Below are 20,929 nucleotides of genomic sequence, written 5' to 3'. Positions count from 1 at the left end.
TCTGCTTCCTTCCGGTCCGAGGGACCCGCCGCTCTAGCCAAGGATCCCGATGTCGGAGAAGAACCGGTACCGCTTCGGGGCATCCGGCAGGAACCAGTGGAAGCCCTCCTCCAGGAAGACGGCCACCATGCTCACGATGATGACCGCGCCCAGGAGCCACAGCGCGAACAGTCCCGCCGTCCGCAGCAGTCCCGGCCCGGTCGCCGGAACTCCGTGCTCGGCCGTGGTGTGCGCGGTGGCCAGGGCGATCCCGACGACGACCACCGACACCTGGAAGAGGATCAGCGCCCACACGTACAGGTGCAGGCCGAACATCTCGCCCCCGTACCCCTTGGCGCCCGGCAGGATGTGCAGCGTCGTCTGCCGCCAGGACGCGAAGGAGCCCCCCATGAGCGCGATCAGCGTCAGGCCCCAGCCCGCCATGTAGTGGCGGCCCGTCACCGATCCGCGCAGCAGCGCCGTGCGGATGATGTACGCCGCTCCCAGCGCCGCCAGCAGCATGTACATCCGCTGTACGACGCACAGCGGGCACGGGTACTCGCGCGCCGCGAACTGGTAGAAGAGGCTGCCGCCCACCACGCCCGTCCAGCCGATGGCGAAGAAGCAGGCGAACCAGTACTGGACCTTGCCCGGCTGGGTGGCCTCGGGGGTGCTCTCCGGGATGAGGCTCTCGATCGTCGCCATCGTCACCAGCTCAGCGTCAGGGCCAGGCTGCCGGTGATGTGGTGTGCCATCAGCAGGGTGACCGCGATGAGCATGACCCACCACGCCCCGAGCACGACCATCCGGGACGTCTCCCGGTACATGGCGATCAGCGTGGCGAGGAGCCCGCCGAAGATGAGGGTGTCCATGCCGCGGACCGTACCGAGACGAGGACATCCCGCCTGCTAGGCGCGCCCCCGGTCACGGCGTGGCGCGCCCCCGGTTACGTCGGTTGCCGCGTCGGCCGCGGCCGGACCGCCCCGCGCCCGGGCCGCCCGTGCTCCGGCCGTCCAGGCCGATCCACACGCGGACCTCGGTGCCGCCGAGTACCGAACGCCCCAGCCGGACGTCACCGCCGGTCGACTCCGCGACCCGGCGCACGATGTCCAGGCCGAGGCCCGTGGAGCCGTCCCGGCCGCCGTCGTTGCCGCGGCGCAGGGCGGCGTCCGGGTCGGAGATGCCGGGGCCCGCGTCCGAGACGAGCACGATCACCGCGTCGCCCGCGTCGTGGACGTCCACCGCGAAGGGGGTGCCCTCGGGGGTGTGCCGGAAGACGTTGCCGAGCATGGCGTCGAGGGCGGCGGCGAGTTCGGGCCGTGCCACGGGGATCCGTACCGTACGGTCCACCCCCGCGAGCCGCACCTCGCGGCCCTCGTCCTCCGCGAGCGCCGACCAGAAGGCCATCCGGTCGCGAATCACCTCGGAGGCGTCGCAGCCCGCTCCGGCCCCGACCAGGCCGGTGGCCGGGCGCTGTTCCCGGGCGGTGCGGATGATCGTGTCGACCTCGCGCTCCAGCTGCTCCACCGCCGCCCGGGTCTGCTCGGCGGCGGGGCCGTCCCCGAGCGAGGCGGTGTTGAGCCGGAGCACCGTCAGGGGGGTGCGCAGCCGGTGCGAGAGGTCCGCGGCCAGTTCCCGCTCGTTGGCGAGGAGCTCGACCACCTGGTCCGCCATCGAGTTGAACGCGACGGCCGCCGAGCGCAGCTCCTTCGGGCCCGCCTCCGGTACGCGCGCACCGAGCCGCCCCTCGCCCAGCTGGTGCGCGGCGTCCGCGAGCCGTTCGGCCGGCCGGACCAGCCGGGCGCCGAGCCGGTCGGCTACCGCTACCGATCCCACGATCAGGGCCAGTCCGACGCCCGCCAGCACCAGCCAGGCGGTCGCGACGCCGTTGCTGACCTCGCTCTCCGGTACGAAGATCTCCACCACGGCGATGTCCCCGGACCCGAGGGCGGTCGGCTGCAGCAGCGCCGAGCCTCCGCCGGACAGCTTGGCCGTCGTGGCGCGCCCCATCCGCCGGGTCTCGGCGACGGCGCGCTCTCCGGCACGGCCCTCGCCGATGCTCACCGGCCGGCTGTCCCCGATGGCGGGCACGTGGACGGCCATCCGCCGGGCGGCGCCCATCTGCGTGGACTCCACCGCCTTGCTCAGCTGCGTCGGGTCGGTGGTGATCGACAGCGTCGGCCCGATGGTGGCGGCCTGCCGCTCGGCGTTGGAGAAGGCCCGGTCGCGGGCCATCTCCTGGACGACGAGCCCGAGCGGTACGGCGAAGGCCACGACCACCATGGCCGTGACCGCGAGGCACACCTTGACCAGGGCCCATCTCATCGCGGCATCACTGCGGTGGCTCCAGCTTCACGCCGACACCGCGCAGGGTGTGCAGGTACCGCGGCCGGGCGGCGGTCTCGCCGAGTTTGCGGCGCAGCCAGGACAGGTGGACGTCGATGGTCTGGTCGTCGCCGTACGACTGCTGCCAGACCTCGGCGAGCAGTTCGCGGCGGGCCACGACCACTCCGGGCCTGCCGGCGAGGAAGGCCAGCAGGTCGAACTCCCGCCGCGTGAGGTCCAGTACGGCACCGTCGAGCTCGGCCTGGCGGCGCAGCGGGTCGATGGCGAGGCCGCCGACGCGCAGGACGCGCGAGGGCGGTTCGGAGCCTGCGGCGGCGCGGGCGCGGCGCAGGACGGCGGCCATGCGGGCGGAGAGGTGCTCGACGGAGAAGGGTTTGGTCAGGTAGTCGTCGGCGCCGTCGTTGAGCAGCCGGACGATCTCGGCCTCGTCGTCGCGCGCGGTGGCGATGATCACGGGCACGTCGGTGATGCCGCGCAGCATCTTGAGCGCCTCGGAGCCGTCCAGGTCGGGCAGGCCGAGGTCGAGGATGACCACGTCGAAGCTGTGGTGCGCGACCTCGCGCAGGGCCTCGAGGGCCGTGCCGACGCTCCGCACCGTGTGCGAGGCCTCGGTCAGGTGCCGGATGAGGGCGGAACGTACGAACTGGTCGTCCTCGACCACGAGCACACTTGCCATGGGCCGCACCGTAGTCCATCCGGGCGACTCCACGGGGTGTCGGGCCACTCTTGTGGCGCGTGGTGCAGTATGTGCCCTGATGCGAAGAGGACTTGTGCATGCCATGGCGTGGATGCTCGCGACCGGGGCGGCGGTGACGCTGTGCTGGTGGGGTGTCCACACCGTCATGTCGGGCACGGCCTACGATCGGCCGCTCGCGGTGCCGCTGACCGGGCAGCCGCTGTCCTCCTCGACCCAGCGCGCACAGCCCCAGGGGTCCCCCTCGCAGTCCCCGTCCGCCTCGCCCTCGCAGTCGCCGGACCCGACGTCGTCGCCGACGGCAGGGGCCTCGCCCGACAGGCCGTCGCAGAAACCCGCGGTCACCCCGGACGGCGGGCAGCAGCCAAGCGGCCAGGGCGCGGGGAAGGTGCAGGCCTATCCGGTCTCCGGCGGCCGTGTCACCTTCTCCCTGGGCGCCTCCTCGGCCGAGCTGGTCTCGGCGACGCCGGCGGCCGGCTGGCGGATGCAGGTGTGGAAGCAGGACTTCTGGATCCGGGTCACCTTCACCCGGGACGGCCGTGAGGTGTCGGTGTTCTGCACCTGGCACGACCACCCGCCGCTGGTGGAAATCGTCGACCCCTGAGGTGCGGCATGCGGACGCCGTGCAGGGCCGGATCCCGGCACAGGCCGGACCCCGGAGGGGGCCGGACCTTTGGGGATCAGGCCGGCACGGTGCCCACCAGCACGAACTCGTTGTACGGGAAGACCCTGCCCGCAGGACGGGGGAAGGGGAAGGAGTACGTCCGCCGGACCGCCACCCCGGCCTTGGCTGCGTGGCGGCGCAGCTCCTCGAAGCCTACCCATCGGATGTGGGTGGCGTCGGAGCGGAAGCCGACCTCCTGCGGGGTGATCATGACGGCCGATCCGCCCGGCCTGACCAGCGGCAGGTACTGCTCCAGCAGCGTCGCCGCCGTCCCCTCCTCGACGTGCTCCAGAACGTGCGCGAGGAGCAGGCTGTCGAAGGAGCCGGGACCGCAGTCCGGGGCCTCGGCCAGCCGGTCGGGCGTGTACGCGTTCAGCCCGCGCTCCCGGCAGGTCCGCACCGAGTGCGGGTTGTGGTCGACGCCGACACTGTCGGGTCCGCAGTTGACCAGGTTGCGTCCCAACCCGCAGCCCACGTCGAGCACCCGGCCCAGCCGGAGTCGCCGCAGGTGCCACCGGTAGGGGGCCTGCGTGGGCAGCAGCCGCTTGAGCCCGGACCGCTCGAGGCGGGCGAGCCGGCGCGTGTAGTCGGAGGTGGCGGTACTGGGCGTGCTCGGGGTCGGAGCACCGGATGAAGCGGGGAGATCGGACATCGTCGGCCGTTTCCTGAACGCGTCACAAAGAGGTTGACCCGGTGGGGAGTTCACAGCCTGCACAGCGAGAACGCCCATCGGGAGCGGAATCCCGATCTTCTTCCAGGAGTCCGGCCTGCACAAGAGGCCGACCCGCTTCCCTACCGGAAAACGGAGGGCGGCGGCTGCGGCGAGGCCACCGCGGAGGCGTCGGCGACCGGGGCCGCGCCGCCCGCGAAGTCCGCGAGCGCCCGGCCGTGCTCGACCCGGCCCGGATGCGGGTCGCTCGCGACCCGGCGGGTGAATTCCGCGACGGGCAGCTCCCGGTCGGCCGCCACCAGCACGGCATTGCCGAACCGTTTCCCCCGCCACACCACCGGGTCCGCGGCCAGCGCCAGCTCCGTGAACCGGGACGCCGCCGTCGCGATCTGGCCGCGCAGGTGGGTCAGCGGCGGCCCGTCCGCGAGGTTCGCCACGTACCACCCGGTGGGCGCCAGGGCCCGGCGTACGTCGTCCAGGAACTCGGTGCTCGTCAGGTGCGCCGGGGTGCGCGCCCCGCTGAACACGTCCGCGATCACCAGGTCCGCCCAGCCGTCCGGCACCTTGGCCAGGCCGGCCCGCGCGTCCACCGCCCGGACCCGGACACGCGCCTGCGGGTCCAGCGGCAGGTGCTCCCGCACGAAGGCCACGAGGGCGGCGTCGATCTCCACGACCTGCTGGGTGGAACGGGGACGGGACGCCGCGGTGTAGCGGGCGAGGGTGAAGGCGCCGCCGCCCAGGTGCAGCACGTTCAGCGGCTGGCGGGCGGGCGCGGCGAGATCGATGAGGTGGCCGATCCGCCGCTGGTAGGAGAAGTCCAGGTACGCGGGATCGTCCAGGTCGACGTGCGACTGGGGGGCGCCGTCGATCAGCAGGGTCCAGGCGCCGGCGCGCTCACGGTCCGGCTCCAGCTCCGCCCGGCCGCCGTCCACCTGCCCCGCGACCGCCTCGGCGCCGCCTCGCCCGCGCTGCCTGCCCCTGTTCCTGTCCTTGCCTGCCACCACCCCATTGTGCGGGTCGGCCGGCCGGGAGCGGTCAGCGGCAGTTGTCCGCGGCCTCGATCAGCCGGGCCGCCTCGCCGAGCGCCGCGCGCAGCACCTCGGGGTCGGTGACCGGTCCGACCGCCTCCGGCGGGAGCAGCCAGCCCGTGGCACCCGCGGTGGGCGAGACGGCGTCGCCGAAGCGCATCCCCCGCCCGTTGGTCTGCATGCACGCGCTCCCGGGGAGGTCCCAGGCATCGGCGGTGCCGGGCGGGACGAGGAAACCGAGGGTGTCGCCGGACCCGTCGTGCAGGACGGGCCCCACCGGGCCGGACCGGCCGGCGGAGCGGCGGATGATGTCCACCGCTTCCAGTCCCTGCCGCGCGGGCACGGTCACCAGGTCCAGGTCCAGGTCCGGGGCCGCGCCGGGCCCGGGCGCGGTGTTCGTTCCAGTGCTCTCCATGCCGGCCTCCACCAAGGGGAACCCCTCCTCGATCCGTATCCGCATGGGTTCAACGCACGGGAACGTCAACGGGTGCGGCACCAAGACGCCGCAAAGGATGGCAGTTCATGGCGGATCGCGGGTGAGATATCCGTTTTGTAGCTAAACATCGCGTGAACACCCCGTCGCTGGGGGTACGTTCATGCGCGCCGGTCCCCACTGCACCAGCCACCGCACCGGCGCTGCGTTCCTTGCCAGAGAGGTCACGTCCATGGCGGCGTTCCCCCACTCACCCAACTCCACGTTCCGGCGGCTGCGCGGACAGCACTCCCCCGCCGAATTCGCGGCCCTGGTGCGACGGGCGGCGAAGGAGATCGGAGAAACGGTTTCCTGCGACGCGCGCTACATCGGCCGGGTCGAGTCCGGCGAGATCCGCTGCCCCAACTACGCCTACGAGCGGGTCTTCCTCCACATGTTCCCCGGCCACACCCTGGCCGACCTGGGCTTCTCCCCCCGAGAGAGCGTCCGCGGGCGCGCCGCGCAACGCGGCCCGGGCCCCGCCTGCATCCCCCCTTCCCCTTCCAGTGCCAAGGAGAGCGACGTGCTGCGTCGCGCGTTCATGGCGGGCGGCTCCGCGACCGTGGCGGCCGCGACGCTCGGCCTCACCCTGCTCGGCGACGCCCGCCGGCTGCCCGCGCGCGCCGGGGAGTCCGAGGCCGCCGCCGTCGAGGACGCCGTACGCCGGATCCGGCTGCTGGACGACCGGCACGGGGCGGACGCCCTGTACCGCAAGGCGTCCGAACCCCTGCGCACCGCCTACGCCCTGCTCGACGCCGGGGCGACGCGGCAGTCCACCGAGGACAGGCTGCACTCGGGCGCCGGCGAACTGGCCGTCTCGGTCGGCTGGCTGGCCCACGACTCCGGCCGCTTCGACGACGCCCGCTCCCACTACGCGGAGGCTCTGGCCACGGCCCGGGTGGCGCGGGACGGGGGTCTGGAGGCGCATGCCTTCAGCAACATGTCCTTCCTGGCCCGGGACACCGGTCGGGCCCGCGAGGCGGTACGCGCGGCCCAGGCGGGCCGGCGCGCCGCGTCCTCCCTCGGCTCACTCCGGCTGCTGTCGCTGCTGGCGCTGCGGGAGGCGGGCGGCTGGGCGGGGCTCGACGACCGCAAGGCCTGCGAGGAGTCGCTGGCGCGGGCCCACCGGGAGTTCTCCCGGGGGCCGGCGGAGGCCGACCCCGAGTGGATGTCCTTCTTCGGAGAGGCGGAGCTGGAGTCGCTGGAGGCGCGGTGCTGGTCGGCGCTCGGGGAACACGCCCGCGCGGCCCGGCACGCACGGCGGGCGGCCGACCTCCAGGATCCGCACTTCGCCCGGAACGTGGCCCTCTACACCGCCGAGCTGGCCGGTGACCTGGCGCGGGCGGACGCCCCCGACGAGGCCGCGTGGGCGGGCGGACGCGTACTGGACCTCCTGGCCGAGGTCCAGTCGACGCGGGTCCGCTCGATGCTCGCGGAAACGGCCACGGCTCTCGTCCCCCACCAACGCTCCCCCCGCGTGGGCGCCTTCCTGACCCGGCACGCCTCTGCGTGACGCTCGGCCCCGGCCGCTGCCCTGTGGCTCCGCCCGGCCCGGGCAGTACCGCTGCGGCTGCGGCTGCGGCTGCGGCTGCTCGGTGCGTACGGGGCTCCGCCCGGCCCCGGCGGTTGGGCTGCGGCTGGTCGGTGGGTAGCGGGGCTCCGCCCGAACCCGGCGGTCGGCTGCGGCTGGTCGGTGGGTAGCGGGGCTCCGCCCCGGGCCCCGCGCCTCAATCGCCGGCGGGGCTGGATTGCCGGGGCACTGCGCGGCCCGGCGGCGGACCGGCGGGGCCGGTGGGCCGGTTACCGCGGGACGGGGTGGCACGGGTGGGGCGGTGCCCCGCCGGAGCGTCTCCTCGGCTCGGCGCGTGCGGCTACGGCTCGGCCAGACGGCCCGGCCGCGCACTCGTCCTGCGGGGACACTCCGCCGTGTCCCCACCCCAGCCGCCCCGCGCTCGGGCCCCCGGCCCGCCAATCGTTTCCGGAGCCTGCCCGGCGCGTGGGAAGCGGGGACGGGGGGCGCCCCCGCAGGACAAGCACACAGCCGAGAGGTGCCCGCCCGGCGCGAGCCGCCCAGACACCCTCCGCCGTGCAACGCCACGGCCCGGCCCCGCCCGCCCCGGAGCCCCGGCCGCGGGGAGCGGCAAGGGGGGACGGGGGCCGGCGGCCCCGCGGGACGAGCGCGCAGCCACCCGCACAGCCGAGAAGGCGCGCCGGGACCCCGATCCGAGCCGGGCTCGGGGGCCGGGCCCCGGAACTGCTGGCTTCGCGCGGGCGAAGCCGACCCGATCCGCCGAGCCGGCGCTACGCGTCCAGGTGGCCCGTGTCGTTCCAGCGTTCCAGCGCCGGCGCCCCGTACGCCCAGCCCAGGACCGAGAGGGACGTCGGCTCCAGGCGGATCCGCGCGCCGAAGGAGGCTTCGAAGCCCAGCCAGCGCGCGGCCAGGGTGCGCAGGATGTGCCCGTGGGCGAAGACGAGCACGTCCCGCTGCGCCGAGCGCGCCCACGCCACCACCTCGTCGGCGCGTGCCGAGACGTCGGCGACGGACTCGCCGCCCGGGACGCCGTCGCGCCAGATCAGCCAGCCCGGCCGGACCGCCTGGATCTCGGCCGGGGTCATGCCCTCGTAATCGCCGTAGTCCCACTCCATCAGCGCGTCCCACGGCTCGGCCCGGGCGCCGAAGCCCGCCAGGTCGCAGCTCTCGCTGGCGCGGACCAGCGGGCTGGTGCGCACCTCCAGGCCGGGCAGGCCCTGCCACGGATGACGGGCCAGGCGGTCGCCGAGCAGTTTCGCGCCCTGCCTGCCCTCCTCCAGCAGCGGCACGTCCGTGCGTCCGGTGTGCTTGCCGAGCTGGGACCACGCCGTCTGGCCGTGACGGGCCAGCAGGATGCGGGGGGCCATGCGAATCTCCCGATCGGTGCGAGATTGTGCGTTTTTACGATGGTTTCCTCGTGCGTCCATCATCCATCACGCCCCCGTCCGGCCCTCCCACCGGCCCGTTTCCGCACTCCGCACACGATTGTCAGTGGCGGATGGGACACTTCCGCGGGTGAGCTCTTACCCGCCCAGCAGCCCCGCACAGCCGACCACGCTGCGGCAGCGGCTCGCCGGCCTGCGAGGCCCCGCCGTGCCGCCCCGCCCGCTCGACGCCCGGGCGCTCGCGGCCCTCGCCGCCAACCCCGGCTGCGGCAGACGCGCGCTGCTCGACGGCGCCGGTGTGGACAAGAACGCCCTCGCCACGGCCCTCGGCTCACCCGCCGCCTTCGGCCAGTCGCAGTTCGCCATCGTCCGCGGGAACTCCTTCGAGGCGAAGGTCAAGGGCGACGGCGGAGCCGAGCTGCTGCGGCTCGTGCACGCGCACCTCGACGCCGCCGCGGAGCCGCCCGGCGCCGGCGCCCTCGTCCCCGACCTGACGGCCGCCGGGCCCGAGGGCCGCGCCGCCCGGACCGCCCTGGCCCTGCGCGAGGCCACCTCGGCGGAGGACTGGACCCTGCTGGACCACCCGATGCTGGCCCTGGAGGTGGCCGGCACCCCGGCGTATCTGGAGCCGGACGCCGTCGTCGTGCACCCCGACGGCCGCTGGACCGTGGTGGAGATCAAGTCGTTCCCCATGATCGACGCGGCCGCGGACGCCGCGAAGGTGGGCGCCGCGGCCCGTCAGGCCGCCGTCTACGTCCTGGCCCTGGAGCGGATCGCCGGGAAGCTGGCCGGCGCGGAGGTCGGGCACAGCGTGCTGCTGGTCTGCCCGAAGGACTTCTCCAACCTGCCGACCGCCGCTCCCGTCGACATCCGCCGCGAGCGCTCGGTGACCCGCCGCCAGCTGGACCGGCTGACCCGGGTCGAGGAGCTGGCCGCGGCGCTGCCCGAGGGGCTCAGCTTCGACCCGGAGCGGCCCGCCGCGGAGCTGGCCGAGGCGGTGTCCGCGGTGGACGCCGCCTACGCCCCCGAGTGCCTCGCCGCCTGCGAGCTGGCCTTCCACTGCCGGGAGCGGGCCCGCGCCGCCGACGAGGTGACGGCCCTTGGCCGGTCCGTACGGGGCGAGTTGGGTGCGTTGACCACCGTGGAGGAGGCCCTCGCCGCGGCCGCCGGCGCCGGCTGCGCCGAGGACCCCACCGCCGCCGCCCTGCACCGCGCGGCCCGGCTGCGCGCCGAGGCGCTGGAACTGGCCGCCGCCCTGCCCCGCCCGCACGTCCCGGAGACTCCTGAATGCCCCTGCTGAGCACCCTGGCCCGGCTGGAGGCCGTCCGCGACGGCCGCGCCCAGCCGCTCGCGACGGTGCGCCACCGCCACCTGAGCGACAACCCGCTGGTCTTCGTGCCGCTGACCACGGCCGGTGAGGCCGGAGCCCCGCTGGGCGCGCTGGTGGGCACCGATCGGAACGAGCCGCGGGTCTTCGTGATACCCCAGCCCCGCGACCGGGACCTGCGCTGGGCGTTCCTCGCGGACCTCGCGGTCCACGTGCTGGCGCACATCGACGCCTACGCCGACGACGTGGAGCCGGCCGAGCGCAGCGAGACCGACCCGGAGACAGGCAAACGGGTCAAGGTCGAGACCGAGCTGTGCGTGGACGCCCCGCAGCTGATCGTGCCGAGCCGGGCGGGCATCGAGTACGTGCGGCTGCTGGGGCGGTCGATGCGGTTCAGACGCACCGCGGAGGAGGATCCGGACAATCCTTATCCGGCGCCGTCGAGGGTGCCTCTGCTGGGCCGCTGGTTCACGCACCTCGGCGAGCGGGCGCGGGTTCCGGGCTCCTCGATGCTGCTGTCCGCGACGGATCTGCTGTCCCGGCACTGGGCGACGGGCCAGAGCAATCTGGAGGACCAGCACCTGGGCGCGCTCCTGGCCTGGATCGCCCCGCCCGCGGACGGGGCGGGTGCCGCGGCGGCCCTTTGCGCCGAGCTCGGCCGTGACGAGCACGGCCAGTTGCTCTGCCCGCCGGCCGGCCCGGCGACCGATCCGGCCTTCGACAACAAGCTGCTGGCGCCGGCCATCGCCCGCTACGACGCGGCGCGCGCGGCCCTGACGGCCGGGCCCGGCGACGACGACCGCGAGGTGCGCGCGGCCGAGCGTGCGGTGCGTCGGCTGGTCGCGGACCAGATGTCGAGCACCTGGTGGGCGACCTGGCAGGCGATCGACCTGGTCCGCGCGCTGCCGCCGGGCGAGCGGGCGGAGGAGCGCTGGACGCGCGACCGCTGGTCGTACACCGGCCACCGGGACCGGGTACGGGCGGGCGAGCCGCCGCAGCCGCGCCGCGACGACGCGGTGACGGCGGCGCAGAAGCTGGCCACGCGGGAGACGGAGCAGGTGCGCCTCGACGCGCAGGAGGCGCTGGACGACCCGCTGGTCATGGCGGGCCGGCGGCTGGCGGGCGAGGCGTTCGCGGGCGAGGTCACCGAGGTCGTGATGGAGTGGACGGAGTCGAAGCGGCCGAGTCCGCGGCCGCTGGTGACGGTGTCCACGGAGGACCGGCCGCAGCTCGCGGACAGCGGCGGCACGAAGGTGTACCGCTCGCTGGACGGGCGGCCGCAGAGCGCGCAGTTCGTTCGTTTCGAGGAGGACGGGCAGGTGGTATTGAGACTCCTCGACAAGATGGGGCGCGGCCGGGACCCGGAGCCGGGTTCCGTGCCGGAGAAGGGCGACCGCGTGTGCTGGACGCTTTTCGAGCACGACGCGCGCGGCGGCCCGAAGCTCCCGGACCCGGAGCAGACGCCGTGGACCCATGGCGGCCCGCCGGGGTCCCGGGCAGCCGTCCACCTTCCCGACGCCGTCACCGACGAGGACATCCTGTGACTCCTGTGTCCGCGCCCGCCGCCTTCGACCCGGGGGCCGCGGCCGCCCGGGCGACCGCCGCGATCCTGCACGACACCCTGCACGGCACCGAGCGGGGCGTCGTCGTCGACTCCCCGCCGGGGGCCGGCAAGTCCACGCTCGTCGTCCGTGCGTCCCGGGAGCTGGCAGCGGCGGGACGCCGGCTGATGGTGGTGGCGCAGACGAACGCGCAGGTCGACGATCTGGTGCTGCGGCTCGCCGACAAGGATCCGGAGCTCAAGGTGGGCCGGCTGCACAGCAGCGAGGGGGACTCCTACGACCCGGCGCTGCGGGAGCTGCCGTCGGTGACCCTCTCGGCGAAGCCGGGGGACCTCGCGGAGCTGCCGATCACCATCTCCACGGCGGCGAAGTGGGCCTTCGTGAAGGACGTCGAGCCGTGGCAGCACGCCATCGTCGACGAGGCCTACCAGATGCGCTCGGACGCGCTGCTGGCCGTGGCCGGGCTGTTCGAGCGGGCGCTGTTCGTGGGCGACCCGGGGCAGCTGGACCCGTTCAGCGTGGTGGGCGCGGAGCAGTGGGCGGGGCTGTCCTACGACCCGTCCGCGTCGGCGGTGAGCACGCTGCTCGCGCACAACCCGCAGCTGCCGCAGCACCGGCTGCCGGTGTCCTGGCGGCTGCCCGCGACGGCGGCGCCGCTGGTCTCCCGGGCGTTCTACCCGTACACGCAGTTCCGCAGCGGTACGGGGCCCGGCGACCGGAAGCTCTCGTACGGGGTGCCCTCGGACGGGTCGGGTCCGGACCGGGTGCTGGACGAGGCCGCCGAGGCCGGCTGGGGCCTGCTGGAGCTGCCGGCGCGGCACACGCCGCGCACCGACCCGGAGGCGGTCGGAGCCGTGGCCCGGGTGGTGCGCCGGGCTCTGGACCGCGGGGCGGTGACCTCCGACGAGCAGTCCTCGGGGCCGGTGGCGCTGACGGCCGACCGGATCGCGGTCGGTACGGCCCACCGCGACCAGGCGGCCGCGGTCCGCGCGGCGCTGGCCTCGCTCGGGGTCGGCGGGGTCACGGTGGACACGGCGAACCGGCTGCAGGGCCGCGAGTACGACCTCACGGTGGTGCTGCACCCGCTGTCGGGCCGCCCGGACGCGACGGCCTTCCACCTGGAGACGGGCCGGCTGTGCGTGCTGGCCTCTCGGCACCGGCACGCCTGCGTGGTGGTGGCCAGGGCGGGCATAGCGGAGCTGCTGGACGACCATCCGTCGACCGAGCCGGTGCAGCTGGGCGTGACGGTGAAGTTCCCGGACGGCTGGGAGGCGAACCACTCCGTCCTGGCCCACCTGGCGGAGCACCGGGTCTCCTGGCGGCCGTAGGAGGCGCCGGCGCCGTTCAGTCCCTGCCCTTGCGGGGAGCGCCGAAGCGGTGGCGGAGCACCTCGCCGACCTCGGCCAGGACCTGGAGCTGCTGCGGGGTCAGGACGTCGATCAGGTGGCGGCGTACCGACTCGACGTGGAGCGGAGCGGCGTCGGTGATCGCGGCCACCCCGGCCCCGGTGAGGACCACCTCGGCGCCCCGGCCGTCGGTCGCGACCTCCTCGCGGCGGACGATGCCGCGCTGTTCCATGCGCGTGAGCTGGTGGGACAGCCTGCTGCGCGACCAGTGCATCAGCTCGGCCAGTGCGCTGATCCGCATGCGGTGGCCGTCCGCGGAGCCGAGCACGGACAGTACGTCGTAGTCGGCTTCCGAGAGCCCGCTGTCCTGGCTCAGGTCGCGCGCGATGTCCGCGTTGACCAGCGGGAACATCCGCCGCCACGCGTACCAGGCGTCCTGCTCGGCCTCGGTGAGCCAGCGGGGCTCGGATGCGGGGGTCATGGCTTCCACTTTAGCCAAATCGGTGACACATCATCTACCTTGTTGACACGTCACTCACATAACGCTTTGATAGATGACACATCAACAACCGCACCGACCGGGAGTCGCTCCATGACCCGTCTGCACGTCGTCTCCGCCGCCACCCGCCCCACCTCCTCCGGCCGCCCCCTCGCCCAGTGGGTCACCGGACAGGCCCGCGAACACGGGGGCTTCGAGGTCACCCCCGTCGACCTCGCCGAGATCGCACTGCCCTTCCTGGACGAGCCGGAGTACGCCTCCACCGGGAACTACGCCCACCAGCACACCCGCGACTGGAGCGCCCTGGTCGACTCCGCCGACGCCTTCCTCTTCGTCCTGCCGATGTACAACGGCGGCTTCACCGCGCCCTTCAAGAACGCCATCGACTTCCTCTACAACGAGTGGAAGGGCAAGCCGGTCGGCATCGTCAGCTACAGCGCCGGCCCCACCGGCGGCGCCCCGGCCGCCGAGATGCTGCTCCCGATCCTGACCCGGCTCGGCATGCTGCCCGCCGAGCACTCCGTCGCGATCCCCGGCATCCCGAAGCTGATCGGCGCCGAGGGCTTCGAAGCCCCCGCGGCCCTCTCCGGCGAGCTGGCCGCCGTACTGGCCGACGTGGCCGAGCTCGCGGCCAAGCGCCGGGCGGAGCTCGCGGCGGCGGAGGCCGTCACCGTCTGAACGAGCCCTCCGGCGAGGCGGTCGCAGGCGACGCACGGCTGACGGCCGATCACCTGAGCGACTCCCTCGCCACTCGCCCCTCCCGCCCGCTCGTGCACCCCACCGGCCGTACAGGCGTTCAACCCGTCGGGGCGCGCTCTTGCGCGGCGCTGGACAATGGACGGTGGCCGGGATGGATTTCGCACGCGCAGCAGGAGGACAGGGATGGCAGAGCCCGAGCGGACCGAGCGGCGGCTGCGGCCGGCGCCGCTGCTCTTCGAGCCCTCGGAGGCCGTGGCGGATCCGGAGCACTTCTTCGACCTGGAGTCGATCGAGGACCCGCGCGAGCTGCTGGCCCGTGCGACCGAGCTGACGCTGGCCTTCCGGGCGGCACAGGAGCGGGCGGTGGAGTTCCAGGCCCTCGCCGCGGCGCAGCTGGCGGACCCGCGGCGTTTCGACCGGCTCACCCCGCGGGCGATCGCCGAACAGGCGGAGTGGACCGAGGACTACGCCCTCAAAATGATCGAATTCGGCGAGACCCTCCAGCGCGGCCGCGCCGACCTGGCGTAGCGGCCGACCGGCCCGCCGCCCTCGCCGAAGCAGCCGCCCGGCAGGCATATGCGGGGGCAATGTACTCCGGACCTACTCACCCTGTCCCGGTTTTCGGTGACTCCGGGAGTTCGGATCGCTACGGCGGGTAGACCTTGGCATATGACGACGCTGACGACGGCCCACGGATGCACCGCCCTCCACGCGCCCGGCGAGCGCACGCGCACCGCGCCCGCCACGCACGTCACCCCGCAGGGAGCCGCCTGGCTCTCCTCGGCCTCCGCACATCCCCGCCGCACCCTCGCGCTGTGGCAGGCCCGGCCCGGTTCGCCGGCCACGCTGCCCTGCGGGAGCGCCTTCGACGTCGTCAACGTCCCGCTGGTCCTCGGGCGCCGCGTCCTGGACCTGCTCTGGGCCGAGGGCCCCGGCTCCGGCCCGGTCGGCGTGCACCGCGGCCGGATGCTGCTCTTCGCCGCCCCCGGCACCGCGCACCGACTGCCCGTCCTGCTGGCGTGGGAGGAGTGGGGGGCCTCCCGCAGCGCCCCGGCACCCCTGTGCCACGGCCGGGGCGACGCCGTCACCGTGCCGCCGCTGGCCGCCGACGGCCCCGGCCCCTCGCGGTGGCTCGTGGCTCCCGACGTCCGGGAGCCCTGGCTGCCCGGGCCCGAGGCCCTGCTCTGGGCCTTCGTGCGGGCATCCCGCACCGCCGCACCGACGGGACCTGGGGATATCGATTTTTCGTTCCGCCGATCCTCCTGCTAATGTCTTCCTCGTCAGCAAGCGCCGCTAGCTCAGTTGGTTAGAGCAGCTGACTCTTAATCAGCGGGTCCGGGGTTCGAGTCCCTGGCGGCGCACAGACGGAAGAAGGCCCCCCACGCGAGTGGGGGGCCTTCTTCGTGTGGCGCCGTGCCGTCACCGCGTCATGTCGTGATCTTCACCGTGTACGCGCCGGACCTGGTGCGGTCGGCGACTTCGATGGTGATCCGCTCCCCCGGCACCGTGTACGTCTCGCCCACCTCCAGCGGCGCGTCCGCCAGCGGCGGGTACACCGAGCGGTCCCAGCAGGCCTCCGTCTGCGGGTGCGCGTCGAGCACCTCGATGGGGCCGCCGCCCGACGCCGCCTCGTTGCGCACCCGGTAGACGAGGACCCCCTCGGTGCAGGTGTCGCCGTCGTTGCCGGCCGAGCCCCGCGCCTCGACGGCGATGGCGCTGCCGGGTCCCGTACGGACGACCGCGAGCCGGGTGCCGCCCGTGCCGCCGCTCGGCGGGGCCTGCCCCAGCGGTTGCAGGGTGTGCAGCGAGGAGCCCGACTGCACGCAGTCCACCTGGGAGGCGTCCAGCCACCCCAGCTTCCACTTGTGCCAGGCGAAGAGGTCCGGGGACATCCCGAACTGGCTGCCCATGACGTCCCAGTCCCCGACGTAGGTGTCCCAGTCGCCCTTGCCGTCCGTGGGCCGGTGGTAGAGGTCCGGCAGGTCGAAGACGTGGCCGGTCTCGTGCGCCAGTACGTGGCGGTCCGGCGGGTGGCGCTCGAAGACGGTGACGATCCGCCGCAGTTCCGCGCCGTCCGCGACGATCGGGCGGTCGAAGTTCACGACCTTCGTGGCGTCGGAGTCCACCCCGGGCGCGTCCGGGTCGGCGACGAAGTAGACGATGTCGTACTTGCCGAAGTCCACCCGGGCGTCGGCGGCGGCGACCGCGTCGCGCAGGTAGGCGGCCCGGTCGCCGGGGGCCCAGTCGCGCTTTATCCCGTACGCGGTGGACGGCCTGGGCATCTGGATCCACTGCTTCTGCGGGTGCGGGACCAGGCGGAACCGCCCGTACGAGGCCTGCTCGAAGAAGTCGCTGGTGGCGGGGAAGTAGTCGCGGGTGAGCAGTTCCGGGGTCAGGGTGCCCCGGTGGTCGGGGAAGGAGAGGAAGACCATCACCGCGTCGAGCGTGCGTTCGGGCTTGGGGTAGGAGCCGTTCCAGGTGTCCAGGCCGAGGGAGTGGTGGGCCCCCGTGCGGGTCAGCGCGCAGGGCCCGGCGCCGGAGTCGGCCACCGCGGGACCCGCGACGAGCGACATGGCGGCGAGCGCCGTCAAGGAAGTGAGCGCCGCGGCGGTACTTCGGACGCGAGAGCGGTCCACTCCCCCGGGTGTCTGCTGTCGCGTCACATCGACCTCCGGTGGTGGATTAGTACCTGTTTAGCCACCTTGAGGCGATTGTCTTACTAATGCCCTGTTCCGCTGCCCCACAAGAGTGAGCAGTGAGGCAAGCCGGTGACCCCCCGACTTCACGCGCCCGCCTACAGAACGTCACGACCGATCACCCGGGATCAGCAGGGGCCCCGTCCCGCTCATTGCCGCGCAGAAACGATCACGCGATCTTGGTCCGCCGATCCGTCATCACGCCGAACTCCCGCGTCCCAACCGGTGACGCCGCTGGATAGGGCCTCCCGGCAGCCTCTATGATCGGCACACTTTCCTGCACGGACACTCACGAACACTGCGGGGCCAACGGTGAGCGGAACCTCAGAAGGAACCGGTTCGGCGGCCGACAGCATCCGATCGGCCATTACGGAGCGTCACCCGGCAGTGCCGGCAGTGCCGTCGGCGTCCCATCGCGCCGAGTCCGAGCTGCGCGACTACCGGGCCGCCTTCAACGCGGCGCACCTCGCCATGGCGGTCGTGGACCGCGAGGGCTACGTGGTGACGGCCAATCAGGCCTTCGCCGGGCTGCTGGGCAGCGAGCCGCACCTGCTGGTCCACCGCTGCGCCGCCGACCTGGTGGACCTGGCCGCGGAGGCCCGCACCTGGGCCGCCTACCAGGAGGTGCTGCGCGGCCGGCAGGCCCGGCTGCGCTGCACCCGCCGCCTCAAGCACCCCGACGGGCACTCGCTGTGGACCGAGGTCACCCTGGGGCCCGTCCCGGGCACGGGCAACGTCCTGCTGTCCGTCTCCGACATCAGCGACCGCCGTGACCTCCAGGCCCGGCTGCGGCACCTCCAGATGCACGACCCGGTCACACGACTGCCCAACCGGGCGCTGTTCTTCGAGCGGCTCTCCGCCGCTCTGGAGGCGTCCTCGTACGACCACGGCGGCGGCACCGGCCGGATCGGCCTGTGCTACCTGGACCTCGACGGCTTCAAGGCCGTCAACGACACCCTGGGCCACCGGGTGGGGGACCGGCTGCTGACGGCCGTCGCCTCCCGGCTGACCCAGTGCGCCGACCAGTCCGGTTACGGGCGCACGGGCGGGCACCTGGTCGCACGGCTCGGCGGCGACGAGTTCGCCCTGCTCGTGGAGGACTCCACCGGCACCGAGCAGCTCGCGGACCTGGCGCGCAGCGTACTGGCGGCCGTGCAGGAGCCGTTCGACCTGGCCGGGCAGCGGCTGTCGGTCTCCGCGTCCATCGGCGTGGTGGAGCGGGCCGCGGACGGGACCTCGGCGACGGGGCTGATGCAGGCCGCCGACACGACCCTGTACTGGGCCAAGGCGGACGGCAAGGCCCGCTGGACCCTCTTCGATCCGGAGCGCAACGCGCACCGCATGACCCGGCAGGCGCTGTCGTCGACACTGCGGCCGGCCGTGGAGCGGGGCGAATTCGCCCTGGAGTACCAGCCGCTGGTGGACCTGGAGAGCGGTGCGCTGCGCGGTGTCGAGGCCCTGGTGCGCTGGAGGCATCCACAGTTCGGCACGCTGACGCCGAATCGGTTCATCGGCATCGCCGAAGAGGACGGGTCCATCGTCCAGCTGGGGCAGTGGGTCCTGCGCACCGCGTGCCGGCAGGCGCGCCGCTGGCAGATCGAGCAGCCCAGCGACACCCCGGTCTTCGTGTCCGTCAACGTCGCCGTGCGGCAGGTGTGGGACTCGGACCTGGTGGGCGACGTCGCGGAGATCCTCGCCGAGACGGGCCTGGCGCCGCAGCTGCTCCAGCTGGAGCTGACCGAGTCCGCGGTCATGGGCTCGGCCGGACGGCCGCTCCAGGCCCTCCAGGCACTGAGCGACATGGGCGTCCGCATCGCCATCGACGACTTCGGCACCGGCTACTCGAACCTGGCCTACCTCAGCCGGCTGCCGGTCTCGGTGCTGAAACTGGACGGCTCGTTCGTGCGGGGGTTCCGCTACGACGAGGGCGCGCACCCGAACCCGGCCGACGAGACCATCGTCGAGGCCTTGGTCCAGCTCGCGCACCGGCTGGGCCTCACGGTGACCGCGGAATGCGTGGAGACCGCGGGTCAGGCGGCCCGGCTGCGGCGGGTCGGCTGTGACACGGGCCAGGGCTGGCTGTACTCCCGGGCGGTGGCCCCGGACGTGATCGCCCGCATGATCGGACGCCGGGTGGAGGGGGCGCCCCCCGCCCAGTCCGACGAGCCGGCCCAGCACCCCCTGGTCTGACCGGATGTGAGATTGACCGGGAGGTGGAACCGAGCGGCCTGGTCCAGTGGTCAGTTGTCCCGGCCTGAGCCCTCTTGTGAAGATCGCCTGGCTGTTGCGACCAGAACAGCCATTCGCACGAGGGGGAACCATGAAACTGACCCGGACCGCGCTCGCCCTGACCGCCGGGGCGCTGGCCCCGGCCCTGCTGCTCGCCACCCCGTCCCTCGCCTCCGCCGCGCCGGCGACGGCGCCGGCGTCGGCGTCGGCCCCGGCGAGCGAGGCGGTGGACTCCGACGAGGAGAACCGCGTCGCCATCGCCAGGATTCTCGCCGACCCGGCGAGCGGCAGGGGCGTCATCCGCGAGGCGAACAAGGCCCTCGACGGCACCCCGGCCGACCGCGTGGCCTTCCTGACCACGGGCTACGCCAAGGCCCAGGACGAGGACAACAAGGTCGCCATCCTCAGGATCCTGCACACCACCCCGGCCACCGGCAAGGGCGTCAAGCGCGAGGCCAACAAGGCACTCAACGGCACCCCGGCCGACCGGACCGCCTTCCTCAAGAGCGGGTTGCGCCTGGCCCAGGCCGAGGACGACCGTGTCGACGTCGCCCGCATCCTGGCCCGTTCGGACATCAGCGACGCGCTGCGGGCGGCGGCCGAGAAGGCGATGGAGGGCACCCCGGAGGAGCTGCGGTACTTCATCACGGTCGGCCGGCACCAGGTCTGACCGGCCGGTGCGGCAGCCCCCCGCCGGGGGCTGCCGCCCGGGCCCGCGGTCAGAGGCTTCGCACAAACGCCGCGAACGCCTCCGGGGCGACGGTGAAGGCGGGGCCTTCGGGGTCCTTGGAATCCCGCACGGCGACCCGGAAGGGCTGAGCGGCCACCTCGCCGGTGCCTGCGCTGCACGAAGCCTTGCGCCAGGCGGCGCCGCCGAGGGGTGCGCACTCGACGCACTCGCCGCCGGTCCCGCCGCTGTAGCTGGACTTACGCCAAAGCGCGCCCTTCACGTTGCTCTGGATCGCCATATCGTTCCTCCCGTACGCGAGCGATCAGCGCCGCCGATTCCTCAACGGAGAGCGCCGCGGCCTGTAGATGATCGTATCGATGTGCACAGTCTCTGGCCGTTTCAGGGTTCGCCTTCACATGCGACGAACCGTAGCTCTCGGCGTAGACGACATCCGGGTCACCATCGAACCGAAGGACTGTGAACGCGCCTACGGTTGCAGGGTGTTGACCCGCGCTGAACGGAAGGATCTGGATCCGGACCTGGCGCCGGTCCTGGAACTCCAGCAACCGGTTGAGCTGCCCGCGCATGATCTTGCGGCTCCCGAAGGGCCGATGCAGAACCGCCTCGTCCAGCACCACCCACACGAAGGGCGGGCGCTCCCTGCTCAGGATGCGCTGACGCTCCAGCCGGGCGGCTACCGCCTCATCGAGGTTCTCGCCCCACCCAGCATGGAGCACCGCCCTGGCGTACTCCTCCGTCTGCAGGAGCCCGTACACCAACTGGGGCTGGAACGACGAGATGTTCGTGGCTCGGACCTCCAACTCGGCGAACGCCTGAAACCACGTCGGCAGCTGGCTCCGCAGGACGAGCCCCACCAGGCGGGAGAACACCCCGCCTGTACCGAGGGCGGCGTCCAGCCGTTCGGAGAAGTCCCGCGTCGGGACCCGGCGGCCGTTCTCGACCATGCCGATCAGGGATCCGGTACAGAAGACGATCGCGCCGAGCTGCGACTGCTTCAGGCCCGCTTCCTCTCTCAGCCGGCGCAGCTCGTAGCTGTAGTAGTCCAGCGGCGAGGCGCTGGGATCGATGTCGCGGGCCAGGACCATGAGAGGGCACCCCCGAGCGGGAAACG

Annotated in this window: 21 protein-coding genes, 1 tRNA gene and 1 pseudogene; 11 read left to right on the top strand and 12 right to left on the bottom strand. The window is 73.5% G+C overall.

What is annotated here, in order from left to right; all coding sequences use genetic code 11:
* Window positions 1-33: 33 nt before the first annotated feature.
* The 4 genes from ACZ6JS_RS04555 to ACZ6JS_RS04540 are packed head-to-tail and all read right to left on the bottom strand — an operon-like array spanning window position 34 to window position 3,001.
* Window positions 34-684 (bottom strand): disulfide bond formation protein B, encoded by a 651-nt coding sequence (locus tag ACZ6JS_RS04555; RefSeq protein WP_469296394.1) that lies wholly within the window; start codon window positions 682-684, stop codon window positions 34-36.
* Window positions 685-686: 2 nt separating this feature from the next.
* On the bottom strand, window positions 687-851 hold the full coding sequence (locus ACZ6JS_RS04550) for a DUF5993 family protein (RefSeq protein WP_167389262.1): 165 nt from the start codon (window positions 849-851) through the stop codon (window positions 687-689).
* Window positions 852-903: 52 nt separating this feature from the next.
* Window positions 904-2,304, bottom strand: a complete 1,401-nt coding sequence (locus tag ACZ6JS_RS04545) for a sensor histidine kinase (protein WP_469295732.1) — start codon at window positions 2,302-2,304, stop codon at window positions 904-906.
* A gap of 7 nt (window positions 2,305-2,311) precedes the next feature.
* Window positions 2,312-3,001, bottom strand: coding sequence for a response regulator transcription factor (locus ACZ6JS_RS04540; protein WP_469295731.1), 690 nt, complete (start codon window positions 2,999-3,001; stop codon window positions 2,312-2,314).
* 79 nt (window positions 3,002-3,080) lie between these two features.
* Here ACZ6JS_RS04540 and ACZ6JS_RS04535 point away from each other — a divergent pair, with 79 nt between their 5' ends.
* Complete coding sequence (locus ACZ6JS_RS04535; protein ID WP_469295730.1) at window positions 3,081-3,623, top strand: hypothetical protein; 543 nt, start codon at window positions 3,081-3,083, stop codon at window positions 3,621-3,623.
* Between the two features lie 76 nt (window positions 3,624-3,699).
* Here ACZ6JS_RS04535 and ACZ6JS_RS04530 read toward each other — a convergent pair whose 3' ends face one another.
* The 3 genes from ACZ6JS_RS04530 to ACZ6JS_RS04520 all read right to left on the bottom strand — a co-directional run bounded on the left by ACZ6JS_RS04530 (window position 3,700) and on the right by ACZ6JS_RS04520 (window position 5,796).
* A complete protein-coding gene (locus ACZ6JS_RS04530) occupies window positions 3,700-4,335 on the bottom strand; it encodes a class I SAM-dependent methyltransferase (RefSeq protein ID WP_469295728.1) in 636 nt (211 codons plus the stop codon).
* Window positions 4,336-4,475: 140 nt separating this feature from the next.
* Window positions 4,476-5,354: a spermidine synthase gene (locus ACZ6JS_RS04525; RefSeq protein ID WP_469295727.1), complete on the bottom strand. Its 879-nt coding sequence runs from the start codon at window positions 5,352-5,354 to the stop codon at window positions 4,476-4,478.
* A 34-nt stretch (window positions 5,355-5,388) separates the two neighbouring features.
* On the bottom strand, window positions 5,389-5,796 hold the full coding sequence (locus ACZ6JS_RS04520; RefSeq protein ID WP_469295726.1) for a hypothetical protein: 408 nt from the start codon (window positions 5,794-5,796) through the stop codon (window positions 5,389-5,391).
* A 250-nt stretch (window positions 5,797-6,046) separates the two neighbouring features.
* On the opposite strand from ACZ6JS_RS04520, the gene ACZ6JS_RS04515 reads away from it, so the two are divergent.
* Complete coding sequence (locus tag ACZ6JS_RS04515; RefSeq protein WP_469295725.1) at window positions 6,047-7,366, top strand: tetratricopeptide repeat protein; 1,320 nt, start codon at window positions 6,047-6,049, stop codon at window positions 7,364-7,366.
* A gap of 788 nt (window positions 7,367-8,154) precedes the next feature.
* On the opposite strand, the gene ACZ6JS_RS04510 is transcribed toward ACZ6JS_RS04515, so the two are convergent.
* Window positions 8,155-8,751 (bottom strand): histidine phosphatase family protein, encoded by a 597-nt coding sequence (locus tag ACZ6JS_RS04510; RefSeq protein WP_469295724.1) that lies wholly within the window; start codon window positions 8,749-8,751, stop codon window positions 8,155-8,157.
* A gap of 148 nt (window positions 8,752-8,899) precedes the next feature.
* On the opposite strand from ACZ6JS_RS04510, the gene ACZ6JS_RS04505 reads away from it, so the two are divergent.
* Genes ACZ6JS_RS04505 through ACZ6JS_RS04495 form a run of 3 tightly spaced genes read left to right on the top strand, consistent with a single transcriptional unit; the run spans window position 8,900 to window position 12,986 of the window.
* On the top strand, window positions 8,900-10,069 hold the full coding sequence (locus ACZ6JS_RS04505; protein ID WP_469295723.1) for a hypothetical protein: 1,170 nt from the start codon (window positions 8,900-8,902) through the stop codon (window positions 10,067-10,069).
* Complete coding sequence (locus ACZ6JS_RS04500) at window positions 10,057-11,640, top strand: hypothetical protein (RefSeq protein ID WP_469295722.1); 1,584 nt, start codon at window positions 10,057-10,059, stop codon at window positions 11,638-11,640. The genes ACZ6JS_RS04505 and ACZ6JS_RS04500 overlap by 13 nt, the downstream gene beginning before the upstream one ends.
* Window positions 11,637-12,986: an AAA domain-containing protein gene (locus ACZ6JS_RS04495; protein WP_469295721.1), complete on the top strand. Its 1,350-nt coding sequence runs from the start codon at window positions 11,637-11,639 to the stop codon at window positions 12,984-12,986. Before ACZ6JS_RS04500 ends, ACZ6JS_RS04495 begins: the two co-directional genes overlap by 4 nt.
* A gap of 16 nt (window positions 12,987-13,002) precedes the next feature.
* Here the strand turns inward: ACZ6JS_RS04495 and ACZ6JS_RS04490 are convergent, their stop codons facing one another.
* Entirely contained in the window at window positions 13,003-13,485 is a 483-nt protein-coding gene (locus ACZ6JS_RS04490; RefSeq protein ID WP_469295720.1) for a MarR family winged helix-turn-helix transcriptional regulator, read from the bottom strand.
* 111 nt (window positions 13,486-13,596) lie between these two features.
* Between ACZ6JS_RS04490 and ACZ6JS_RS04485 the strand changes: the two genes are divergently transcribed.
* The 4 genes and pseudogenes from ACZ6JS_RS04485 to ACZ6JS_RS04470 all read left to right on the top strand — a co-directional run bounded on the left by ACZ6JS_RS04485 (window position 13,597) and on the right by ACZ6JS_RS04470 (window position 15,563).
* Window positions 13,597-14,181 (top strand): NADPH-dependent FMN reductase, encoded by a 585-nt coding sequence (locus tag ACZ6JS_RS04485; protein WP_469295718.1) that lies wholly within the window; start codon window positions 13,597-13,599, stop codon window positions 14,179-14,181.
* A gap of 204 nt (window positions 14,182-14,385) precedes the next feature.
* Window positions 14,386-14,730, top strand: a complete 345-nt coding sequence (locus ACZ6JS_RS04480; RefSeq protein ID WP_469295717.1) for a hypothetical protein — start codon at window positions 14,386-14,388, stop codon at window positions 14,728-14,730.
* Window positions 14,731-14,871: 141 nt separating this feature from the next.
* A pseudogene (locus tag ACZ6JS_RS04475) lies at window positions 14,872-15,499 on the top strand (bifunctional DNA primase/polymerase).
* A tRNA-Lys gene (locus ACZ6JS_RS04470) sits at window positions 15,490-15,563 on the top strand. The pseudogene ACZ6JS_RS04475 and the gene ACZ6JS_RS04470 overlap by 10 nt, the downstream one beginning before the upstream one ends.
* Window positions 15,564-15,629: 66 nt before the next feature.
* Here ACZ6JS_RS04470 and ACZ6JS_RS04465 read toward each other — a convergent pair.
* Complete coding sequence (locus tag ACZ6JS_RS04465) at window positions 15,630-16,865, bottom strand: M6 family metalloprotease domain-containing protein (protein WP_469295716.1); 1,236 nt, start codon at window positions 16,863-16,865, stop codon at window positions 15,630-15,632.
* Window positions 16,866-17,210: 345 nt separating this feature from the next.
* Between ACZ6JS_RS04465 and ACZ6JS_RS04460 the strand changes: the two genes are divergently transcribed.
* Window positions 17,211-19,088 carry a putative bifunctional diguanylate cyclase/phosphodiesterase gene (locus tag ACZ6JS_RS04460; RefSeq protein WP_469295715.1) on the top strand — a complete coding sequence of 626 codons (1,878 nt, stop codon included), beginning with the start codon at window positions 17,211-17,213 and terminating at the stop codon, window positions 19,086-19,088.
* Between the two features lie 130 nt (window positions 19,089-19,218).
* Entirely contained in the window at window positions 19,219-19,797 is a 579-nt protein-coding gene (locus ACZ6JS_RS04455; RefSeq protein ID WP_469295713.1) for an ALF repeat-containing protein, read from the top strand.
* Window positions 19,798-19,846: 49 nt separating this feature from the next.
* On the opposite strand, the gene ACZ6JS_RS04450 is transcribed toward ACZ6JS_RS04455, so the two are convergent.
* Both ACZ6JS_RS04450 and ACZ6JS_RS04445 read right to left on the bottom strand, forming a co-directional pair.
* Window positions 19,847-20,095, bottom strand: coding sequence for a DUF397 domain-containing protein (locus tag ACZ6JS_RS04450; protein WP_469295712.1), 249 nt, complete (start codon window positions 20,093-20,095; stop codon window positions 19,847-19,849).
* On the bottom strand, window positions 20,055-20,903 hold the full coding sequence (locus ACZ6JS_RS04445; RefSeq protein WP_469295711.1) for a helix-turn-helix domain-containing protein: 849 nt from the start codon (window positions 20,901-20,903) through the stop codon (window positions 20,055-20,057). Before ACZ6JS_RS04445 ends, ACZ6JS_RS04450 begins: the two co-directional genes overlap by 41 nt.
* Window positions 20,904-20,929 lie beyond the last annotated feature (26 nt).

The organism is Streptomyces sp. NPDC046349, from assembly GCF_055587885.1.
Note: the sequence above shows the minus strand (reverse complement) of the source record. Positions and strands in the feature narration are given on the sequence as shown.